Genomic DNA, 19,658 nt, shown 5'->3' with positions numbered 1-19,658 from the left:
GAGGAGTGTTGAAGCGGCCTGGCCTGCTGGTTCGTTCCGCCGTGGCAGGGGCGGTAGCGTTCGCCGCCGCCCCCGGCCTTGCGCAGGAGCCTTCCGTTCCCGCCGCGTCGACCGCATCCGCGGCCGAGCGGATGCGCTTCGACGCGCAGGAGGGTACGTGGATCGCCCCCGACATATCACCGGACGGGCGGACGATCCTGTTCGACCTGCTCGGCGATATCTATGCGCTCGACATCGCCGGTGGTATGGCGCGCCCGCTGCTGGCGGGCGATGCGTTCGAGACGCAGCCGGTCTTCTCGCCCGACGGCAGGCAGATCGCATTCATCTCCGACAAGTCGGGCGCCGCCAACCTGTGGGTCGCTAATGCCGACGGCAGCGACGCGCGCAAACTGTCAGCCGATACCGAGCCGGCGATCTACACCTCACCGTCCTGGTCGGCCGACGGGCGGTTCGTCCATGTGTCGCGGACGATTCACAATATCCTAGCCTTTGAGCTACATGCCTATGACCCGCGCGGCGGTGCGGGGATCAAGGTGACTCAGGCGCGGCCCAACGGCACCGAGCGCCACGACGAACGCGTCAACGTGATGGGCGCGGTAGCTTCGCCCGACGGCAACTATCTCTATTTCGCGCGCAAGACCGGTGCGCTGTGGTCTGACAAGAATTTGCCGCACTGGGAAATCGTCCGCCGCGAGCTGTCGACCGGCGCCGACGAGCGGATCATTACTTCTCCCGGCGCCGCAATGCGCCCGGCGCTATCGCATGATGGCAAGCTGCTCGTCTATGCCAGCCGCTGGGGCGCGCAGACCGGCCTTCGCGTCCGCAATCTCGAAACCGGCGACGACCGCTGGCTCAGCTTCCCGGTCGATCCGGACAGCCAAATGGGCGGCTATTACAACGATCTCGTGCCGCGCGTCGCTTTCATGCCCGGCGATCGCCAGGTGCTGACCGCAATCGCCGGCAAGCTTGTGCGCATCGCGCTCGCCGACGGAAAGCGCACGCCGGTGCCGTTCACCGCACCGGTCGATCTGGCGGTGCGCCCGAATACGCGCGTTGAAGTACCCGACGAGACCGGCCCGGTGCGCGTGCGCGTGATTCAGGCGCCGCGCCTGTCGCCAGACGGGAGATGCATCGCATTTGCCGCGCTGGGCAAGCTCTATATCCAAGATCGCGCCGGCGGTGCGCCGCGCGCGGTGTCGGGGGTTGAGGGGATGGCGTTCCAACCCTCCTGGTCACCGGATGGTCGTTCACTCTTCTATGTGACATGGAGCGGCGAGGGTGGCGCGCTGTGGTCGATTTCCGCCGCGGGGGGTAAGCCACGTCGGCTGTTGCGCGCCTCCGCCTTCTACAGCGAACCCGCTGTCTCACCCGACGGGCGCTCGGTAGCGGTGTTGCGCGCCAACGCGCTGGAGCGGCTGCAATCCGCATCCGATCTCGCGCCCAACCGGCCCACCGACATCGTGATGGTGCCGCTCGCGGGCGGGGAGCCGCACATCGTGTTGAGCAAATCGGGCGTCAAGGCGCTGTCGTTCGATGCCAAAGGCAAGTGGCTGCGCTACACCACTGGCGCCTCGGTCGAGGCGGTACCGGTGACGGGCGGCGCACCGCGCAAGCTCGTCGACCTGCGCGTGCCCAATTCCAACCGCTATTTCTCGGCAATCCAGACCCCCCCCGAGGATATCCGCGTCAGCCCGGACGGCACGCGGCTGTTGGTCAAGGCGGCCTCGCAGGCTTGGTTAGTCAACGCGCCGCCTGCTTTCACCGCTGATGCACCGTCGCTAGAGCTCTCGCGTCCTGCAATCTCGGCGGTGCGACTCACCGACATCGGCGCCGACTATCTCGATTGGTCGCGCGACGGGCGCACCCTGCTGTGGTCGCTCGGCTCGACCGTTCGTACGATTGATCTCGATCGCGCCGCGTCGCTACCCAAGGGTGCGGCGGAGAAGCAGGCGGCAACCGTCGAGGCGGTGGTCGAGCTGCCGCGCGATGTGCCTAAGGGCACGGTGGTGCTGCGTGGCGGCACGGCGATCACGATGCGCGGCAACGAGGTGATCGCGGGCGCCGACGTCGTCGTCACCAACAATCGCATCGCGGCAGTGGGCAGGACCGGCGAGGTCGAAATTCCCGCCGGCGCAACGATCCTCGATGTCACCGGAAAATACTTGACCCCCGGCTTCGTCGATACCCATGCTCATTGGTTCGAGCTGCCGCGCAAGGTACTCGAGGCGAATCATTGGAGCCTGCTCGCCAACCTCGCTTACGGCGTGACCAGCGGGCTCGACGTCCAGCCGTTCACTATCGACGTGTTCGGCTATCAAGACATGATCGACGCCGGCGTCATGGTGGGACCCCGTGCCTTCTCGACCGGGCCGGGCATTTTCGTGAACAGCGAAATCAATTCGGCCGAAGAAGCGGCCGCGGTGCTCACCCGCTATCGCGACTACTACCGCACGCACAATCTCAAAGCTTATCTGGTCGGCAACCGCACCCAGCGGAAACTGGTGGTCGATGCCTCGCGCAAAATGGGGATGATGGCGACGACGGAGGGCGCGAGCGACTTCAACCTGAACCTCACTCACGCGATCGACGGCATGGCAGGGAATGAGCATAATCTGCCGATCTCGCCGCTTCGCGACGATGTCGTACGCCTCTACGCTGAGACGCGGATCGGCTACACCCCAACCTTCGGCGTGCTCTATGGCGGCTTCTCGCCATTCGACAATCAGGTGATCGCGGGCGCAATCGACGAGGACGCCAAGCTTCGCCGCTTCGTGCCTTCGGGGATTATAGAGACCAAGATGCGCGGGCGCACCTGGGTGGCGCCGATGGACCGCTCGGTAGCCTCGTTCGCCGCTGACGCGATCCGCATCCGCCGTGCCGGCGGACTGATCGGGATCGGCAGCCATGCGGTGATCCAGGGTCTGGGCTATCACTACGAGATGCGCGCCTATGCCGAGGGGGGCGCCACGCCGCATGAAATATTGCGTGCCGCGACACTCGACAGCGCCGAGGTGATCGGGCGCGAAAGCCAGATAGGCAGCCTAGAGCCGGGCAAATATGCCGACATCCTGATCATGTCCGCCAATCCGCTCGAGCGGATTGAGAATGCAGCGGCGATCGATCGCGTGATGAAGAATGGCCGGATCTATGACGCCGGAACGCTGGCCGAGCAATGGCCGCGCCATCGTGCGCTGCCCGAACCCTGGTTTACGAGGGGGCGGCCGAGCCCAGCGGTGGAGGATCGACAATGAATATCACGCGGCGCGCGCTGCTCGCAGCGGCCCCGGCCGTGGCGATTGCCGGTCAGACCATGAGCCGCGACGCGCGCGCCGCGACCACGCTCCGGAGCGATATCCTGGCCATGCCGGCCGTCGATCTGGCGGCGGCGATCCGGCGGCGCGATCTGTCAAGCCGCGAACTCATGGCTGCGCATCTCGCCCACGTCGACGCATTCAACCCGCACTTTAATGCTATCGTGTCCCGCGTGGATGGCGATCGCTTGCTGCACGAAGCCGCGGCGCAGGACGAGGAGGCCGCGGGAGGCCGATTTCGCGGGCCGCTGCACGGTTTTCCCCATGCCGTGAAGGATACGGCCCCGGCACGCGGCATTGCGCACACCCAAGGTTCGCCGCTGCTGCGCGACAATATTGCGACGGCGGACTCCCTCGTCGTCGCGCGCATGCGGGCGGCCGGCGCGATCTTCACCGGCAAAACCAACGTGCCGGAATTCGCGCTCGGCTCGCACAGCTTCAACCCGGTCTTCGGCACGACACGCAACGCCTTTGATCCACGCAAGTCAGCGGGAGGCAGCTCGGGTGGAAGCGCGGTGGCGCTGGCGTTGCGGATGATGCCGCTGGCGGACGGCAGCGATTTCGGCGGCTCGCTGCGTAATCCGGCGGCATGGAACAATATCTTCGGTTTTCGGCCGGCATTCGGCCGGGTGCCGTCGGCACCATCGAGCGATATATTCGGCCAGACCTTCGCCACCTCCGGCCCGATGGCGCGAACGGTGAAGGATGTCGCGCTGCTGCTTTCGGTGCAGGCCGGATCCGATCCTCGCGTGCCTTTCTCGCTCAAGGACGATCCGTCGATATTCACGAAGCCGTTGGGTCGCGATTGGAAGGGCAAGCGGATCGGCTGGCTGCGCAACTTGGGCGGCGCCCTGCCGATGGAGCGGGGCGTGCTCGAAACCTGCGAGAAGGCGCTGCACGCTTTTGGAGCGATCGGCATGACCGTAGATTTAGCGAAGCTTGCCGAGCCGGCGGAGGCAATGTGGCGGACCGCGGTGACGCTGCGCCATTGGTCGGTCGGTGCCGATCTGCTCCCCTTCGCTGACAAGCCCGGACAGCGCTCGATGATGAAGCCGGAAGCGATCTGGGAGGTGGAGGGCTATCGCAAGCTCAGCGCCGTCGAGATTACCGAGGCGCAGATAGGCCGTACGCGGATCTACGAGGCGTTCCGCAAGGCGTTCGAGACGTTCGACTTCCTCGTTCTGCCGAGCGCACAGGTCTTTCCGTTCGACATCGAACTGCGTTGGCCGGCCCAGATCGCCGGGCACAACATGGACAGCTATCACCGCTGGATGGAGGTGACCTTGCCCGTGACGATGGCCGGTCTGCCGGCGTTGTCGGTGCCCGCGGGATTCGGCGGTGCGCACGATCTGCCGATTGGAATGCAGATCATCGGGCCGACCCATGCCGACCTGGCGGTGCTACAGGTCGGCCATGCCTATGAGCAGGCTTCGCCCTGGATCGGGCGAACCCTGCCCCCTGTGCTCAGACTATGAGACACTAAGTATTCAATTCGAAACAGGGTTCGCGATGCAAAAGCATCCAGAACTTGCACCGTAGCCGCTCCTATATTGATCTGAATACACGCACATAGACTGCGGCGACGGCCGAGCTCTACAAGCAGATATCTGAACTCAACCGAGAGATCGCGCGGTGGGCAAAGGAGGGTGAGGTGCGACACAGGCTGATGACCATCCCCGGCATCGAACCAGTCGCCGCGACCGCCGCCATCGCGCTCGCGCCCTCCGTTGAGATGTCCGCAAGGGTCGCGACTTCGGAGCATAGCTCGACCTCGCACCGCGCCAGCGGCGGCCGCCGGTCACGTGGACGCCGTTACGTGGCAGTGGCATCAGGCTGCTCGTCTGCCAATCGCTCGCGATTGAACCGCACCATCCACCGAGCGAGCGCCGGATTGCTGGTTCCAGCGATGATGGAGCGCAGCGTTTCCAGGTCTTCGTCCTGCCCCAGCTTGAAGCGACCCCCGACTTGGTTGACGTTTGCCCTGAAGCCGACGATCTGCCGCAGCATCTCAGGGTAGCGCTCTCCCAATGCCGCAATCCGCCAGGGCTGGGCGGCGCGCCTCTCCATCGTCTCCACTAGAGTGTTCAGCGCAGCGTCGGTCCGCTCGGGTTCGAGGGCGACGCTGGCCTCAATGCTCACCTGCGCATAACTCCAGGTCGGGGCCCAATCGGCGCGCACAGCCAGTTCGCTCGAAACGTAGGACTGCGGCCCGTTGAACAGGATCAATGCGCGCGCCTGCTTAGTGAATGCCTGCTCCAGCGGATTACGACGACCGAAGTGACCGATCAGCGCCGTCAGCCGGTTCTCGTTGTCAAACTCCCCCACCAGCGGCAGGAGGCTCGCCGCGCCGCTGTGTGGTGAGATGACCCATGCAAGTGGGTACTCCTCGATCAGCACGCGCACGTCTGCATGCGTGAAGCGGTCGAACGGACCCCGTTTGGTCATGCCTTGCTCCCTCACGGACTCGTCGCTCTCGTGCGCGTTCATATCGCTGCTCTTGCTGCGGGACATGCCTTTTTCTACCTCGTCAGGACGCTATGGGCGTGTCAGCCGATCCGCTCACGCAATGCGCGGCGAACGCCCAGAACAGCGCCATTTCGTTGAACTGCCTACGGACATCTGCGCTGCCCTGATGGCCTGCATACATATCAGCCATCGGCATCGCCGGATTATCCAATGTCGGGAGGTGGCGCACTTGTGCCACCTGGTTCGCGGGCTCCCAATACGAGACGCGGTCGTCGCGCGTACGGCCGAGCTGCTCGAATCGGTGCGGATTGCGAGGCGGATGCGGGGGCTCGATATCGGGCCGCAGGCCACCCGCCGCGCGGTGTGAGCCAAGGCCGCACCAGGCGCGCCAGCCACCAGAGGGCTCGGGGCGACGCCCGCAAGGAAGCCGCTGGGGCAGGTGAACGGACCTGTTCATGAAATCTTCCTCTGCCCAGTCGCCGGTGGCCGCAGCATATGCAAGACGCGAGAGGTCACCGCGCGGAACGGGTCACCCAGTCCACCGATTGGGCCAAAGGGGGGCGCACTAGACGCTGGATATGACATGCGAGTGACCCAAGTGGCCCGATCACTCGGATAACTGGCCCGACTGCCACCGCTGGCGCGCGCGAAGATGATAGCCTGATCGTGCGACAGAAAAGCACTCAGGGAGCACCCGCGATGACCTTCCTATCGGCCAGGACCACAATCGCCGTCGGCATCTCGCTGCTGGCCCTTGGCACGGCGGCCTCGGCCCAGGCGCAGGCACAGCCGGAGGCGCAGGCACAGCCGGAGGCGCAGGCGCCTGCCACGGACGCGACAAGTCGCACGGAAATCATCGTGACAGCGACCAAGCGGGAGGCGTCGCTGCGGGAAATCGCCGGCTCCATTTCAGCGGTGACCGCCGAGGACTTCGACGAGCTGAATGCGCAGAGCCTGTCGGACTATGTCACCCGGGTCCCCGGCGTGGTGTTCAACGACTACCAGCCCGGCGTCTCGGAAGTTGTGATCCGCGGTGTGGCATCGACCACCTATCACGAGGCCAATCAGGCCACGACCGGCTATTACCTCAATGAGATCCCGCTGATCGAACCGGGTTTTCCGCTCGCGATCCCCGATGTCGACACCTTCGATCTCGAGCGGGTGGAGGTGCTGCGCGGACCGCAGGGGACGCTGTTCGGCTCCTCATCGCTTGGCGGTGCGATCAACTATGTCGCCGAGATGGCCGACCCGGCAGGGCTCGACGCTGGATTCGAAGGTATCCTGTCGAGCACCAAGCGCGCGGGGGAGGCGAACTACGCGGTCAAGGGCCTGATCAACGTGCCGATCGTGCGTGACAAACTCGCAGTGCGCGTCGTGGCGCTGCAGCGGTATGACGCCGGCCATCTCGACAATATTGGCACCGGCATCGACGGCAGTAACGACCTGCGGGTGCGCGGGCTGCGCGGCTCCATTGTATGGACCCCCACCGATACGACCACTGTATCGGCGCTCAGCATGTATCAAGAATACGACCTCGACGATCAGACCTATGTCCTGTTCGGCGACGACCCGGAGACATACGAGCGCAACACCAACGTTCCCGAATATCAGGATACTGAATTTCAGCTCCACAGCTTGCGGCTGGAGCAGGATCTGGGCTTTGCCACGTTCAGTGCACTCGGCAGCTACGTGCGCAAGGAGAACGATCTCGCGCTCGACGACTCCGTCTTCCTCGGCATCGATCCGCGCACGGGGACGCCGCAACTCTCGGGCTCGACCGGGACGTCGGAAACCAGATATGCGGAGCTTCGCCTTGTCTCCAACGGCGCCGGGCCATTCGAGTGGCTGGTCGGCGCAAACTACACGAAGCTCGAGTCCGAAGGGACCGATCACGCCTACCTCGAAGGGATCGGCGACTACATCGATGCCAATCCCGGCGAGTTCGACGGGCAGCCGAGCAGCGAGATCGCACCGAACGACTTCCTCCAACGGACCGTGAACAGCAACGATGTGCAGGAAATCGCGCTATTCGGCGAAGGCTCCTACACCATTGCCGATGTGCTCGAGCTCACCGTGGGCGGCCGGCTGTTCGAATACCGCTCGAGCCCGCGCCTGCAGTTCTTGCCCAACGCGGAGTTGATCCCGCCGTTCGACTATCAGCCGGGCGAGAAGAAGGAATCCGGGTTCATCCCGAAGGTCTCGGTCACCTACACGCCCAACGACACCTTCATGATCTACGCCCTCTATTCGGAAGGCTTCCGGATCGGCGGGACCAATGTCTACGCGGTAGCCTCCGGCGCCCCGCTGACGTTCGACAGCGACAACACGACGAATTACGAAGTGGGCCTTAGGATCACGGGTGCGCAGGAGCGGGTGACGATCGATCTGACCGCCTATCACATGGACTGGAACGACATTCAGGTTCGTCTGTTCACGCCGGTCGATTTCGACGCCTACACCACCAACGGCGGCGGTGCGGAGATCGACGGCTTCGAAGCGGCGATCAACGTGCGGCCCGTCGACTTCGTGAATCTGGGCACCAGCATCAGCTACAACGACGCACGCCTTTCTGAGATGCTGCCCGACAGCTTCGCGCCGGGCGGCGGATATTCGGAGGGCTCGCGCCTGCCGGGCGCCTCGGAGTGGACGATCGCCAACCGGCTCGAATTCAACTTCGCGGACGCACCGCTCAGGCCTCGTTTCGGCTTCTCACACCGTTACGTTTCGGAAGCGCCCGTCGCTTTCGGGGCGACGCTCGAGAAGGGCGACTACAACATCTTCGACTTCAACGCCTCGGCCGAGGTCTCGCCCGGTCTGGACCTGGGTGTGTTCGTGAAGAACATCACCAACACCTATGGCATCCTTAACGCGCCGTTCGAGTTCGCCGGCTCGGTGACGCGCCCGCGCACGGTCGGCGCGAGTCTGCGGTTCGACCTGAACTGATCAAGCCGAAAAGCCGGACAGGAAGGCGGATACGTTGAGGCCCAGGTCGCCGACCGCGTATCCGCCCTCCATCACGATCAGCACCGGAACATCGAGCGCTGCGATACGATTTGCGATCGCGTGGAAGTCGTCGCGGTCGAGATCGAAGAAGCAGATCGGATCGCTCGCGTGCGTGTCCGCGCCGAAGGACAGGACAAGCAACTTCGGGTCGCGCACAGAAATCGCATCGAGCGCCGCGCCGAGCGCCTGCAGATAGGCGCTGCCGCCCGTTCCGCGGGGCAGAGGCAGGTTGAGCGTTGCTCCGGCCCCTTCGTCTATGCCGGTTTCGTCGGCGTGGCCCCAATAGAAGGGGTAGTCGGTCACCGGATCGGCGTGGATCGAGCAGAAGAACACGTCGCCATCGTCGCTGAAGATGTCCTGCGTCCCGTTTCCGTGATGGTAATCGATGTCGAGGATCGCGACCGGGCCTAGCCCGAGCGATTGTGCCTGGCGTGCGGCGATCGCGGCATTGTTGAGATAGCAATAGCCGCCCATGTAATCGCGGCCCGCATGGTGGCCGGGCGGGCGGCAGAGGGCAAAAGCGCGGCGCTCACCGGCGGCAAGCGCGCCCAGTGCCGACAACGCGGTCTGCGCGGACCAGTATGCCGCCTCCCATGTGCCCGACGCTACCGGTGTGCCTGCGTCGTAGCTATAGGCGCCGAGGCGTCCGTCGATCCGGTCGAGCGGTAGGGGACGGCGGCCGACAACGGGAAAGGTATAAGCGATTGCGTCGCCTGCGCGGCCCGCTGCGAGCCAGTCGGCGTGAGCCGAGCGCAGGAACGCGACATAGGTTTCGTCGTGGACCGCCAGGATCGGCGCGATGCCATGATCGCTGACCGGTTCGTATTCGGCCAATCGGTCGAGGATGGAGAGGATGCGCTGCGGGCTTTCCGAATAGGTCAGCCAGTCGCCGTTATGCAGTTCCCGCTCGGGTGCGTGTTCGGTCTGCCGATGGTCGAAGAAGAACCTCATGTTCCGTGCTCTACCTGATCCACTATTCTCGCTATCCAAGCTGCCTGATCGTCGAGTGCCGCGGATGCAAGCGGCGCGATCGACATGGCCTCGAGAAAGCTATGGGTGGCGCGTTCGTAGGTGACCGCCTCTACCGGAACGGCTGCGGCCACCAGCTTCCGCGCCAACGCCCGATTGCAATCTGCGAGGATGTCGCACTCGGCGATCGCCAGAAATGCTGGTGGCAGTCCGTGCAGATCGCCGTGCAACGGCGCGGCGAGCGGGTTGACGAGGTCATCCGGACTGCGGACGTAGTTCTCCCAGAACTGGTCCATTTCGGCGGCCTCGAGGGAAAAAAGCGGCCCGTCGAACCGGCGATAGCTGTCGGTCGCCTCGGCGGCAAACGCGCCGTAATTGAGAACCATGCCCGCCAGCCGCGGCCGGCCGCGTTCGCGCCGCAGAAGACAGGCCGCGACGGAAAGGTTCGCGCCCGCAGAGTCGCCGCCCACGAATATGCGATCGGCGTCTATCCCGAGCTCGCTGGGCCGCTCGGCGATCCAGTCAAGCGCATCGGCGACTTCCTCCAGCGCCGTGGGGAACTTGCTTTCGGGCGCGAGGCTGTAGTCGATGCCGATCACCGCGATGCCGGCGCGCGCGGCATATTCGCGCATCAGCCGGTCATGGGTGTCGATGCTAAACAGAGTCCAGCCACCCCCGTGGACGTAGAGCATGACAGGCAGCGCTTCGGCCAGGCTCGGCCGGTGGAGGCGCAAGCGCAGGCCGCCCATGTCCAGCTCTCGGCTCTCCGCCATTATCGGCCCGCCGCTGCGCCACTTCTCTCGCACCAGCTCGGCAACTTCGCGGCGCGCAGCCATACCCTCGTTCGCTCGTCCCAGATGGCTCGCATAGGCCGCGTTGATCGCGTCGACGAAACGGCGGATATCCGGATCGATCGGATCGTCGGTCTTGGCCTCGGGGGCGGTGGGCACGTGTCTTTTCCTTCTTTGTCCGAAGCTTGCTCGATAGACATAGCCGGTCGACCGCGAATGGAGCCGATGATTTCGGGCCAATGAGCGCTGGAGACAGGCCATCGGCCTGTCGGCCGTTGCGGCGCCGCGAACCTGGCCATACTGGTGCAATCGGGCGCAGTCTGTCAGGAATGGGCCATGCGACGCAGTGACGAAGTGCTGTTGAACGACCGTCCGGTGATCGCCCTGCGCGACGAATATCCGGCCGGGTTCGTCGACGCCATGCACAGACACGATCACGTCCAGATCCTCTATGCCTCCTCGGGTGTGATGGCGGTCCGGACGCGCGATGTGAGCTTCGTCATACCCCCTCAGCGCGCTGTGTGGCTGCCGGCTGGAATGGAGCACGAGGTAGCCTGCCGCGGGCCCGTCTCGCTGCGCACCCTCTACTTGCGCCTTGGCGGCGAACACGCCCGCGCCGCTTGCCGCGTATTCGAGGTCTCGAACCTGCTGCGGGCGCTGATCCTCGAAGCTGTGGACTTCCCGCCGCTGTACGATCTCCAAGGCCGCGAGGGCGCGATCATCGCCCTGCTGCTCGCCGAGATCGCACGGATGCCCAATGCGCCATATCAGGTCGTGATGCCCTCGGATCACCGGTTGCTGCGGGTGTGCAATGCTATCCTCGCCAATCCATCCGATCCGCGTGACCTCGACGACTGGGCGAAGATTGCTGGTATGGGGCGCCGCACGCTGACGCGTAGTTTCAAGCACGAGACCGGGATGGGTCTCGCGGTATGGCGTCAGCAGGTGCGGCTGATGGAGGCGCTCTCCCTGCTAGCCGCTGGTAGGCCGATCACGCAGGTCGCCTTCGAAGTGGGCTATGAGAGCACGAGTGGATTCGCTTCGATGTTCCGACGCGCATTTGGGGCGGCGCCGAGCCAGTATCTGCGTCCGCCTCTGGATGACCATCAGGGCCAAGAGAGCGGAGCGATCCGGGGTTGAAGCGAAGGTTAGCCATGACCCAACGAGGCTGTTGGCAGCGCCGATAATGCTTCGACACGCACGCGTACGGGCCTGTGCCGAGGGTGGCAGCACACCTACGCCGGAGGTGTAGGTGGGCTCGGGTGCTTGTATTATGGCAAGCCCGCGGATAAGCTTGCATGGTCCCACGCGGAGATGGGGCTCGACGTTGACCCTTCCGCCTATGTCATCCTGCGCGACCCGGTCAGCGGACAGACGCTCGCGCGCATCGGCGAGGATATGAGCTGGGCAGGCCCGGCGAGCGCGGCCATCGACGAGGACCGCAAGCGTGCCTTGCAGCAGGCCTGCGGCGCGGGCGAAATCTATGTCGTCGGTTCGCCTCAGGCCCAGGAGCGATTCCTGACGCAGTATCCCCATCTGCGTGAGCCGCAGGTGCCGCCGCAGCCCCCAGGTTCGGCGAGCTGAGGACAATCCAAACTGGTGAACGTTCCGCGTTGCTTGGCTCCGGCGCAATGCAATGAGGCTGATGGCACAAGGGCGGCGGATCTGCCGCCGCCCTTGCGTGAGATTCGACCGAGCAGCCCCGGCCGCCCCTCAGGCTATTGGGGGTCCGGTGATGCGTCGCTGTCTTGCGGGACCGGTTCGCCCGTCACATCGTCGATTCCATCGCCATCCGCGTCGACCGGCTCACTCGTGGGTTCAGCAGTTGGATCCGTCGGAACAGGCGCAGGTTCCGGTGCGGGTTCCGCCGGCACAGGCTCTTCCGGAGCGGGCGGCGGAGGCGTGTCAGTGTCCTGGGCCTGGAGCGCGGTTCCGCCCACAGCGAGCGCCAGCGCGAGCGAAGCTTTGGTAAGCAGCGAGTTTGACATGATCTTCATTGACCGTCCTTAGTTTGCAACGTCCCCTGGTGACGCGTGGACGGACGGATCGCACAAAGGCTCCCGGTGGCGCGACGGGGCGAGATATGAATCGGACGAAGCGGATAGGCTCGGGCTGACGAGAAACCGGCGCCACGCCCGCAGCGGAGCGGCTGGCTCGGCGGCCTTGCACGAGCAATCTGGATATAAAGATATCTTTATATGCCTCTTGACTTCGCGGAGCAGACCTCCGAGTAGGCGCGTGTCGAGGTTCTCCGCGGCGGCCATTGCCGTCCCGGAGCTAAGACGGGAAGCCGGTGCGATGCCGGCGCTGCCCCCGCAACTGTAAGCGGCGAGCAGACAGTCGAGATGTGCCACTGGCGGACTTCCGCCGGGAAGGCCTGACTGTCTGCGGTGACCCGCGAGCCAGGAGACCTGCCTCCGACGCGATAACGTCCACCGGCGGGGTGCCCGGTCTGGTCGCTTGCATGGCGCGCGGCCGGACTTCCCGCGGCGCGTCCGGCGTGCGTGCCCGATCGGTTCCCCCGTCCTCATCGGGGTTCTATGAAGATGACCGTCACCGTTGCTACACTTGGATTTCCGCGTATCGGTCCCCGCCGCGAACTCAAGTTCGCGCTCGAGAAGTTCTGGGCCGGGACGATGACCCAGACGGAACTCGAAGAGGCCGCCTCCGGCCTGCGCCGTGCCAACTGGGCCCGCCAGGGCGGGCTTGGCGCAGACTGGCTGCCCTCCAACGACTTCTCGCTCTACGATCACGTGCTCGACACCAGCATCATGCTCGGGGCTATTCCGGCGCGCTACGATGGCGAGAGGAGAGGGCCTGCCGGCCTCGAAACCTATTTCGCGATGGCGAGGGGCGCGGCGGGCACCGGCGATTGCTGCGGCAAGGCACCCGCGAGCGTCACCGCCGGCGAAATGACCAAGTGGTTCGACACCAACTACCACTTCATCGTGCCCGAGATCGAACCGGGCTGCGCACTTCGGCTCTGCCACTTCAAGCCGCTCGAGGAATACCGCGAGGCCCGGGCACAAGGATTCGAGACTCGTCCGGTGCTGCTCGGTCCCATCACCTGGCTCAGCCTCGCCAAGGGCCGCGGCGTCGATCCGTTCGATTTCCTCGACGATGTCCTCGGGCACTACGCCACCCTCCTCGGCTTGCTCGCGCAGGCGGGCGCCGCATGGGTGCAGGTCGACGAGCCGATCCTGGTCACCGATCTGTCCCAACGTCAGCGGCGCGCCTTCACCCGCGCCTATGCCAAGCTGGCCGGCGCCGGCCCGAAGCTGATGCTGACGACCTATTTCGGCGGCCTGGGGGATAATCTCGGGCTGGCGGCATCGCTTCCGGTCGCCGGGCTCCATGTCGATCTCGTCCGCGCGCCCGATCAACTGGGCGCAGTGGTCGAGGCGGTGCCGGAGGACCGCCTTCTGTCGCTGGGCGTCGTCGACGGGCGCAACGTGTGGCGGACGGATATCGCGGGCCTGATTGACCGGCTCGCGCCACTTGCGACGGAACGTGATCTCGTGCTCGCGCCTTCATGTTCGTTGCTCCACGTGCCGGTCGATCTCGCGCTTGAGACGAGACTGGACGAAGAAGTGCGGCAATGGCTCGCGTTTGCGGTGCAGAAGATCGAGCAGCTCGATCTGCTCAAGCGTGCGCTGAATAGCGGCCGCGAGGCAGTGGCCGAGGACCTTGCGGTGGCCGAAAAAGCGGTCGCGGCGCGACGTCTGTCGACGCGGATCCATGATCCCGCGGTAGGCGCGCACGTCGCTGCGCTCACACCTGCGATGCGCGAGCGTGGCGCGAGCTATACGGAGCGCGCCCGTGTGCAGGCTGATGTGCTCGCGTTGCCCGCCTTACCAACCACCACCATTGGTTCGTTCCCGCAAACGCCCGAGGTTCGCAAAGCGCGCGCGGAGTACAAGCGCGGCGCGATGGATGAGGCGGCCTACGGGGCGTTCCTGCGGGCCGAGACCGAGCGGGCGATCCGCTGGCAGGAGGACGTGGGGCTCGATCTGCTCGTCCACGGCGAATTCGAGCGCAACGACATGGTGCAGTACTTCGGCGAGAAGCTCGCGGGGTTCGCCTTCACCGTCAGCGGCTGGGTGCAGAGCTACGGATCGCGCTGCGTGCGTCCGCCGATCCTCTACGGCGACGTATCGCGGCCCGCGCCGATGACGGTCGACTGGTGGCGCTATGCGCAGGATCTGACTGACAAACCGGTCAAGGGCATGCTCACGGGTCCGGTGACGATCCTCAACTGGAGCTTCGTCCGGGACGACCAGCCGCGCGAGGAAACCTGCCGTCAGATTGCGCTCGCCATTCGCGACGAGGTCCTCGATCTCGAAGCGGCGGGATGCAAGGCGGTCCAGATCGACGAGGCAGCCCTGCGCGAAGGGCTGCCGCTGCGCAGACGCGAGTGGCAGCACTACCTGGATTGGGCAGTCGATTGCTTCCGCCTCGCCGCAGCGGGCGTGGGGAACGCGACCCAGATCCACACGCACATGTGCTACTCGGAGTTCAACGACATTCTGCCCGCGATCGGGGCGATGGACGCCGACGTCATCTCGATCGAGACGGCACGCTCGCAGATGGAGCTGCTCGAGGCCTTCGCGCAGTATCGCTATCCCGGCGCGATCGGGCCGGGGGTCTACGACATCCACTCGGCTCGCGTGCCGGACGAGGACGAGATGGTCGCTCTCATGCGCCTGGCGCAGACCCACCTTCGTTCCGCGCAGCTGTGGGTCAATCCGGACTGCGGTCTCAAGACGCGGGCCTGGAAAGAGGTGAAGCCGGCGATCGCGGCGATGGTTGGGGCGGCGCGGAAGCTGCGTTCGCAGGCGCAAGTGGGAGCTTGATGTAATGATGACGATTCAAGACCCAAGCGGGAGGGTAGGGCCGGCAGTCCAGCTCATCGACATGGTATTCCCGGGCGACGCCAATCACCACGGCACCTTGTTCGGCGGCGTCGCCCTCGCGCACATGGACAAAGTCGCGTTCCTGGCGGCGTCGCGGCACGGCCGTGCGCCTTTCGTCACCGCCTCGTCGGAGAAGATCGACTTCGCCGCGCCCGCGTTCGCAGGCGAAATGATCGAGGTCACCGGACGCGTGGTGCAGGTCGGCACGAGCTCCCTCGAGGTGGAGGTGGAACTGGTCGCGGAAGTGCCGGTGTCGGGGGAGCGGCGCCTGTGCACGCGAGGGCGCTTCACGTTGGTGGCGCGGAAGGGTCCCGCCACCCTGCTGCCGCTGCCGCCATTGGTCCTTGACCAAGCCGCAAAGCCGGAGGGCGTGCTGCGGCTCGCCGAGATGGTCTTCCCGGGCCAGACCAATCACTACGGCACGCTCTATGGCGGGGACGCGCTGCGGATGATGGGGAAGGCCGCCTTCATCGCCGCAACGCGCCGCGCACGGGCGGTGCTGGTCATGGCGTCCTCCGAGCGGATCGACTTCACCGCGCCGATCGGTGAAGGTGATATGGTCGAACTGGTGGCGGAGGTGACGAAGACCGGCCGCAGCTCTGTCCATGTGACCGTCGAACTGTGGTCCGAGGCTCTTTTGAGCGGGGCTCGAAGACATGCCGCGACTGCGCGCTTTACCCTTGTCGCTGTCGACGAGCACGGGAGGCCGAAAGCGATTCAGCTCGCCTGAGTGGCCAAAGACGGCAGGAGCAGGAAGGCGGTGGCGATCAGGGCCACGCTGATCCAGCGCCAGCGGCCCATCCCACGCCACAGACCGGAAAAGCTGCGCCCGATGCGGACCGCCTGCTCTCGCTCGCGCGCGATCCGCAGCGAATAGATCGCCGCGCCCGAGAGCGAGAGCGCCGTCATCGCTAGTCCGAACAGGAACCACGGCACTTTCGTCCAGTAGCCGCCGAAAGTGCCGAAATGCAGCGGATCGGCCATCTCGCCGATCCGCTGGTGCAGGTTCATGTCTCGCCCGTCGGTGGTCAGCAGGACCTCGCCGGTGCGCGTGTCGACCCAGACGGCATTGGCGCGCGGCCGGACGAGGACAGCTTCGTGATCACCGTGCAGTTGGAGCAGCGGTTCATCGTGACTCGGCAGGATCACCCGTTGCACTTGCAGATCGGGATAGGCCGCGCGTGCCGCCGCGAACGATGCGGAAAGGTCGCTGGTGCCCACTGACACCGCCGGCAGGGCCTCGCGCTCCACGCGCGGCGGTCCCGGTGCATCGAGGCCGAGGCTTTCAGCGAAATACCATAGGCTGGTAAGCGAGATCAGCGCGACAAACCAAAGCGACCAGACCCCCGCAAGCCGGTGGAAGTCGCCCCACCAGGTCCGCGCATCGCGGCGCCGCAGCGGCTTGGCAAAGCCGCGCCACCACTTCTTGTAGACCACGAACGACGTGACGAGGCTGACCAGCAGGAGGAATGCAAGCGACGAGACGATCGGCACGCCGTACATCACCGGCAGATTGAGGTGCCGGTGCATGTTGCGCAGCACGCGCTGCGCACCGACCCACGGGCCTTCTCCCTGGATCACGCCCGTTCTCGGATGCGCGTGGAGGAACCCGAGCGAGCCATCGGCACGCTCGACTGTCACTCTGGCTGCGAAGGCAGACGCCGTCGGCGCATCGATCGCATTGGCTTTCGCCACGCCGGGCCAGGCGGCGGCATTCTGCGCGATCCTCGCCCAGGCGACGGGCCCTTCGGCGCTCGACGGCGCAACGCGCAAGCTCGGCTGCAGCAACCAGTCGATCTCGTGGCTCATCACCGCCAGGGTGCCCGTGAAGAGCACGAAGGTCATGAACAGGCTCAGCTTGAGGCCGACCCACTGGTGAACGGCCCACCAGGCGCGCGCGGCCTTCGGCGCGGGCTTCGCGCGGACCACGCTCCCGCCGTCGATTCCGCGCGCCATATCCATCAGAAGCTGTAGCCGACTTCGACGAAGACCGACCGCGGCTCGCCCGGGAAATGGCCGGTGCGCGAGATGAATCCCGAAGCAGCGTAGGTCGTGTCGAACAGGTTATCGACGCGCAGCATCGCCCGTATCGGTCCGGTCTCGTAGATGAGCGACGCATCGAAGATCATGTAGGCGTTGACCGGCTGCCCATCGATGCTGATCCGGTCGGAGACGTAGTCGCCTCCAAGCGCCGCGGCGAGGCCGAGCGCAGGAAACTGGTAGCGTGTCCAGAAGCCGAGTTGGTGCTCGGGCGCGTTGGCGAAGCGGTCCCCGACATTGTTGGAGAACCCGCCCCCGTCGTTGTCCTGGGTGATCCGCGTATCGTTGTAAGCATAGGCGAGAGTGACAACCCAGTTCGGCGTGACATCGGCCGCGATGTCGAAGTCGATGCCCTTGCTGGTGATCTCCCCGAGCGCGATCAGATCGTCGACCCCGTCGCCCCCCGTATCACCGCGCGGGTCCGCCTGCAGGATATTGGTCCGCCGGATGCGATAGGCCGACAGCGACGATTGAACGCGTCCTCCCGCCAAGGCCGTCTTGAACCCGCCTTCGACGATGTTTCCGGAGGTCGGCGCGAAAGGGCCGCCGGTGAGCGGGTTCTGTGAGCTGGCACTCTGCGGCTCGAAGCTCGTCGCATACTGGCCGAAGGCGGAGATCTCGTCGGTCAGGCGGTAGACCGCGCCTGCGCGGTAGGTCGTCTCCTCATCCTCGAACACCGTACCGTCGGCGTTATCGGAGAAGCTGTCGCGCCGGACCCCGCCGACCAGGATCAGCCGCCCGATCGTAAGCTCGTCGAGGAGATAGAAGCCGGTCCGCTCGGCATCGGTCAACGTGGTGTCGAACGGCCCCTGGTTGTACGTCGCAGGATCGGACATGCCGTATTGGGGATCGAACAGGCTCAGCGGAGTTGGTAGCCCGGCGGTCGCTACCTCTGCCCCGCGCAGGGAGCGACCCTGAAAGTGCTGGTCGGAGATGAAGTGGTCGAAGCCCGCCAGAACGCGGTTGCGGACCGATGGCGTAAGCTCGGCCGCCCAGACCGCATTCGCGCCGAAGGACCAGGTCTCCTGCTCGCGCCGCTGGTCGCGGAATTCGCGGATTGTGGCATCGATCACACCGTCCCCGTCGGAATCGAACAGTCCGCGCGGCTCATGGTAATTCTGGACCTCGACCGCGTTGTTGTAGCGGACCGTCGCGTCGAGCGTCAGGCCGGCCAGGGGTTCCGCTTCCAATCGGCCCTGGAGAACGTCGGATTCCAGGTTGAGGAAATCGGTCGGCTCGTTGTGGTTCCAGCGGCGGCTGGTCAGGAACTCGCCCTCGTTATCGACGGGTACGCCGCGCAGGCGATTGGCATCGAGTTCCTGCTCGTAGCGGGTCGCCTGGAGATCGAGCCGGAGAGGACCCGGATCGAACGAGACCCCGCCATCGGCGATCAGCGTGCGCGAAGCGGCGTTGTAGCGGAACGTGCCGCGGTCCTCGTAGAACAACCCTCCGCGAGCAGCAAAGCCTCTGCCAAGCGGCGCGTTGAGCTCGGCCGACCCGCCCCAGCGGCCTTCCGTTCCCGCAATCGCCTTGACCTCGCCGGCCAGGGCATCCGACTGGGCCTTCTTCGTGATATAGTTGAACAGACCGCCTGGCGCGCCGGGGCCGTAGAGCATTCCGGCCGGACCCTTGAGGAACTCGACCCGTTCGATATTGAACAGCTGCGGGACGGAAAACCCGGCATAGGGATCACCGCGCAATCCGTCGTAGAAAATCTCCTCCTGCCGGAAGCCGCGCGCGGTCACGCCGGCATAGCTGAAGAAGCTGACGCCCGAGATGTTGCGATAGAGATCCTGCGCGTCCCGTGCGCCCTGGTCCTCGATCAGCTGCTCCGAAATGGTCGCGATGACCAGGCTCGATTCCAGGGGCGGCGCCGCCATCTTTCCAGAGGTGGTCTCGTCCAGGCGGTAGAGCTTTTGCGCGCGGCCGGTGACGACGATCGTGCCGTCCGTATCGACGGCGGCATCAACGTCGGCTCCCGTGTCAGCCTCCGCAATCTCATCGTCTGGAACGCCTTGCGCCAGCAGTGGAGCGGACAGGAAGCTGCCGGCCAAGAGAACCAGCTGTAGACGGCGTGCAACATGCCCGAACACTCGACTACTCCCACACTTGCGAATCGATCGCAAGTGCCCCTAGAGCTTTGACTATTGCGAAGCAATCGCATA

13 protein-coding genes and 1 riboswitch are annotated in these 19,658 nt (G+C 65.3%); of the genes, 7 read left to right on the top strand and 6 right to left on the bottom strand.

Annotated features, from left to right (window positions below; translation table 11 throughout):
• Positions 1 to 8: 8 nt before the first annotated feature.
• Both AC3A5N_RS00735 and AC3A5N_RS00730 read left to right on the top strand, forming a co-directional pair.
• Entirely contained in the window at positions 9 to 3,251 is a 3,243-nt protein-coding gene (locus AC3A5N_RS00735) for an LpqB family beta-propeller domain-containing protein (protein ID WP_487735393.1), read from the top strand.
• Positions 3,248 to 4,786 carry an amidase gene (locus AC3A5N_RS00730; protein WP_487735392.1) on the top strand — a complete coding sequence of 513 codons (1,539 nt, stop codon included), beginning with the start codon at positions 3,248 to 3,250 and terminating at the stop codon, positions 4,784 to 4,786. The genes AC3A5N_RS00735 and AC3A5N_RS00730 overlap by 4 nt, the downstream gene beginning before the upstream one ends.
• 337 nt (positions 4,787 to 5,123) lie before the next feature.
• Here AC3A5N_RS00730 and AC3A5N_RS00725 read toward each other — a convergent pair whose 3' ends face one another.
• Together AC3A5N_RS00725 and AC3A5N_RS00720 are read right to left on the bottom strand one after the other, a co-directional pair.
• On the bottom strand, positions 5,124 to 5,756 hold the full coding sequence (locus AC3A5N_RS00725) for an FMN-binding negative transcriptional regulator (RefSeq protein ID WP_487735391.1): 633 nt from the start codon (positions 5,754 to 5,756) through the stop codon (positions 5,124 to 5,126).
• A gap of 82 nt (positions 5,757 to 5,838) precedes the next feature.
• Positions 5,839 to 6,234 (bottom strand): hypothetical protein, encoded by a 396-nt coding sequence (locus AC3A5N_RS00720; protein WP_487735390.1) that lies wholly within the window; start codon positions 6,232 to 6,234, stop codon positions 5,839 to 5,841.
• Positions 6,235 to 6,476: 242 nt separating this feature from the next.
• Between AC3A5N_RS00720 and AC3A5N_RS00715 the strand changes: the two genes are divergently transcribed.
• Positions 6,477 to 8,720, top strand: a complete 2,244-nt coding sequence (locus AC3A5N_RS00715) for a TonB-dependent receptor (protein WP_487735389.1) — start codon at positions 6,477 to 6,479, stop codon at positions 8,718 to 8,720.
• Here the strand turns inward: AC3A5N_RS00715 and AC3A5N_RS00710 are convergent, their stop codons facing one another.
• Complete coding sequence (locus AC3A5N_RS00710; protein ID WP_487735388.1) at positions 8,721 to 9,731, bottom strand: histone deacetylase family protein; 1,011 nt, start codon at positions 9,729 to 9,731, stop codon at positions 8,721 to 8,723.
• Positions 9,728 to 10,699 carry an alpha/beta hydrolase gene (locus AC3A5N_RS00705; protein WP_487735387.1) on the bottom strand — a complete coding sequence of 324 codons (972 nt, stop codon included), beginning with the start codon at positions 10,697 to 10,699 and terminating at the stop codon, positions 9,728 to 9,730. The genes AC3A5N_RS00710 and AC3A5N_RS00705 overlap by 4 nt, the downstream gene beginning before the upstream one ends.
• A gap of 177 nt (positions 10,700 to 10,876) precedes the next feature.
• On the opposite strand from AC3A5N_RS00705, the gene AC3A5N_RS00700 reads away from it, so the two are divergent.
• The 4 genes from AC3A5N_RS00700 (at position 10,877) to AC3A5N_RS00685 (ending at position 16,183) form a co-directional block, all read left to right on the top strand.
• Entirely contained in the window at positions 10,877 to 11,680 is an 804-nt protein-coding gene (locus AC3A5N_RS00700) for an AraC family transcriptional regulator (protein ID WP_487735386.1), read from the top strand.
• A gap of 174 nt (positions 11,681 to 11,854) precedes the next feature.
• A complete protein-coding gene (locus AC3A5N_RS00695) occupies positions 11,855 to 12,124 on the top strand; it encodes a hypothetical protein (protein ID WP_487735385.1) in 270 nt (89 codons plus the stop codon).
• A 644-nt stretch (positions 12,125 to 12,768) separates the two neighbouring features.
• Positions 12,769 to 12,973, top strand: a riboswitch (cobalamin riboswitch).
• A 107-nt stretch (positions 12,974 to 13,080) separates the two neighbouring features.
• The gene (gene metE / locus AC3A5N_RS00690; RefSeq protein WP_487735384.1) at positions 13,081 to 15,393 is read left to right on the top strand and encodes a 5-methyltetrahydropteroyltriglutamate--homocysteine S-methyltransferase; all 2,313 of its coding nucleotides are present in this window, start codon (positions 13,081 to 13,083) and stop codon (positions 15,391 to 15,393) included.
• Between the two features lie 4 nt (positions 15,394 to 15,397).
• On the top strand, positions 15,398 to 16,183 hold the full coding sequence (locus AC3A5N_RS00685; RefSeq protein WP_487735383.1) for an acyl-CoA thioesterase: 786 nt from the start codon (positions 15,398 to 15,400) through the stop codon (positions 16,181 to 16,183).
• Here AC3A5N_RS00685 and AC3A5N_RS00680 read toward each other — a convergent pair.
• Complete coding sequence (locus AC3A5N_RS00680; RefSeq protein ID WP_487735382.1) at positions 16,171 to 17,415, bottom strand: PepSY-associated TM helix domain-containing protein; 1,245 nt, start codon at positions 17,413 to 17,415, stop codon at positions 16,171 to 16,173. The genes AC3A5N_RS00685 and AC3A5N_RS00680 overlap by 13 nt on opposite strands.
• Positions 17,415 to 19,547, bottom strand: coding sequence for a TonB-dependent siderophore receptor (locus AC3A5N_RS00675; protein WP_487735381.1), 2,133 nt, complete (start codon positions 19,545 to 19,547; stop codon positions 17,415 to 17,417). Before AC3A5N_RS00675 ends, AC3A5N_RS00680 begins: the two co-directional genes overlap by 1 nt.
• Positions 19,548 to 19,658: the final 111 nt, after the last annotated feature.

It is taken from the genome of Pelagerythrobacter sp. Soil_C_18, from assembly GCF_057657235.1.
This window is presented reverse-complemented; position numbering and strand designations above follow the sequence as displayed.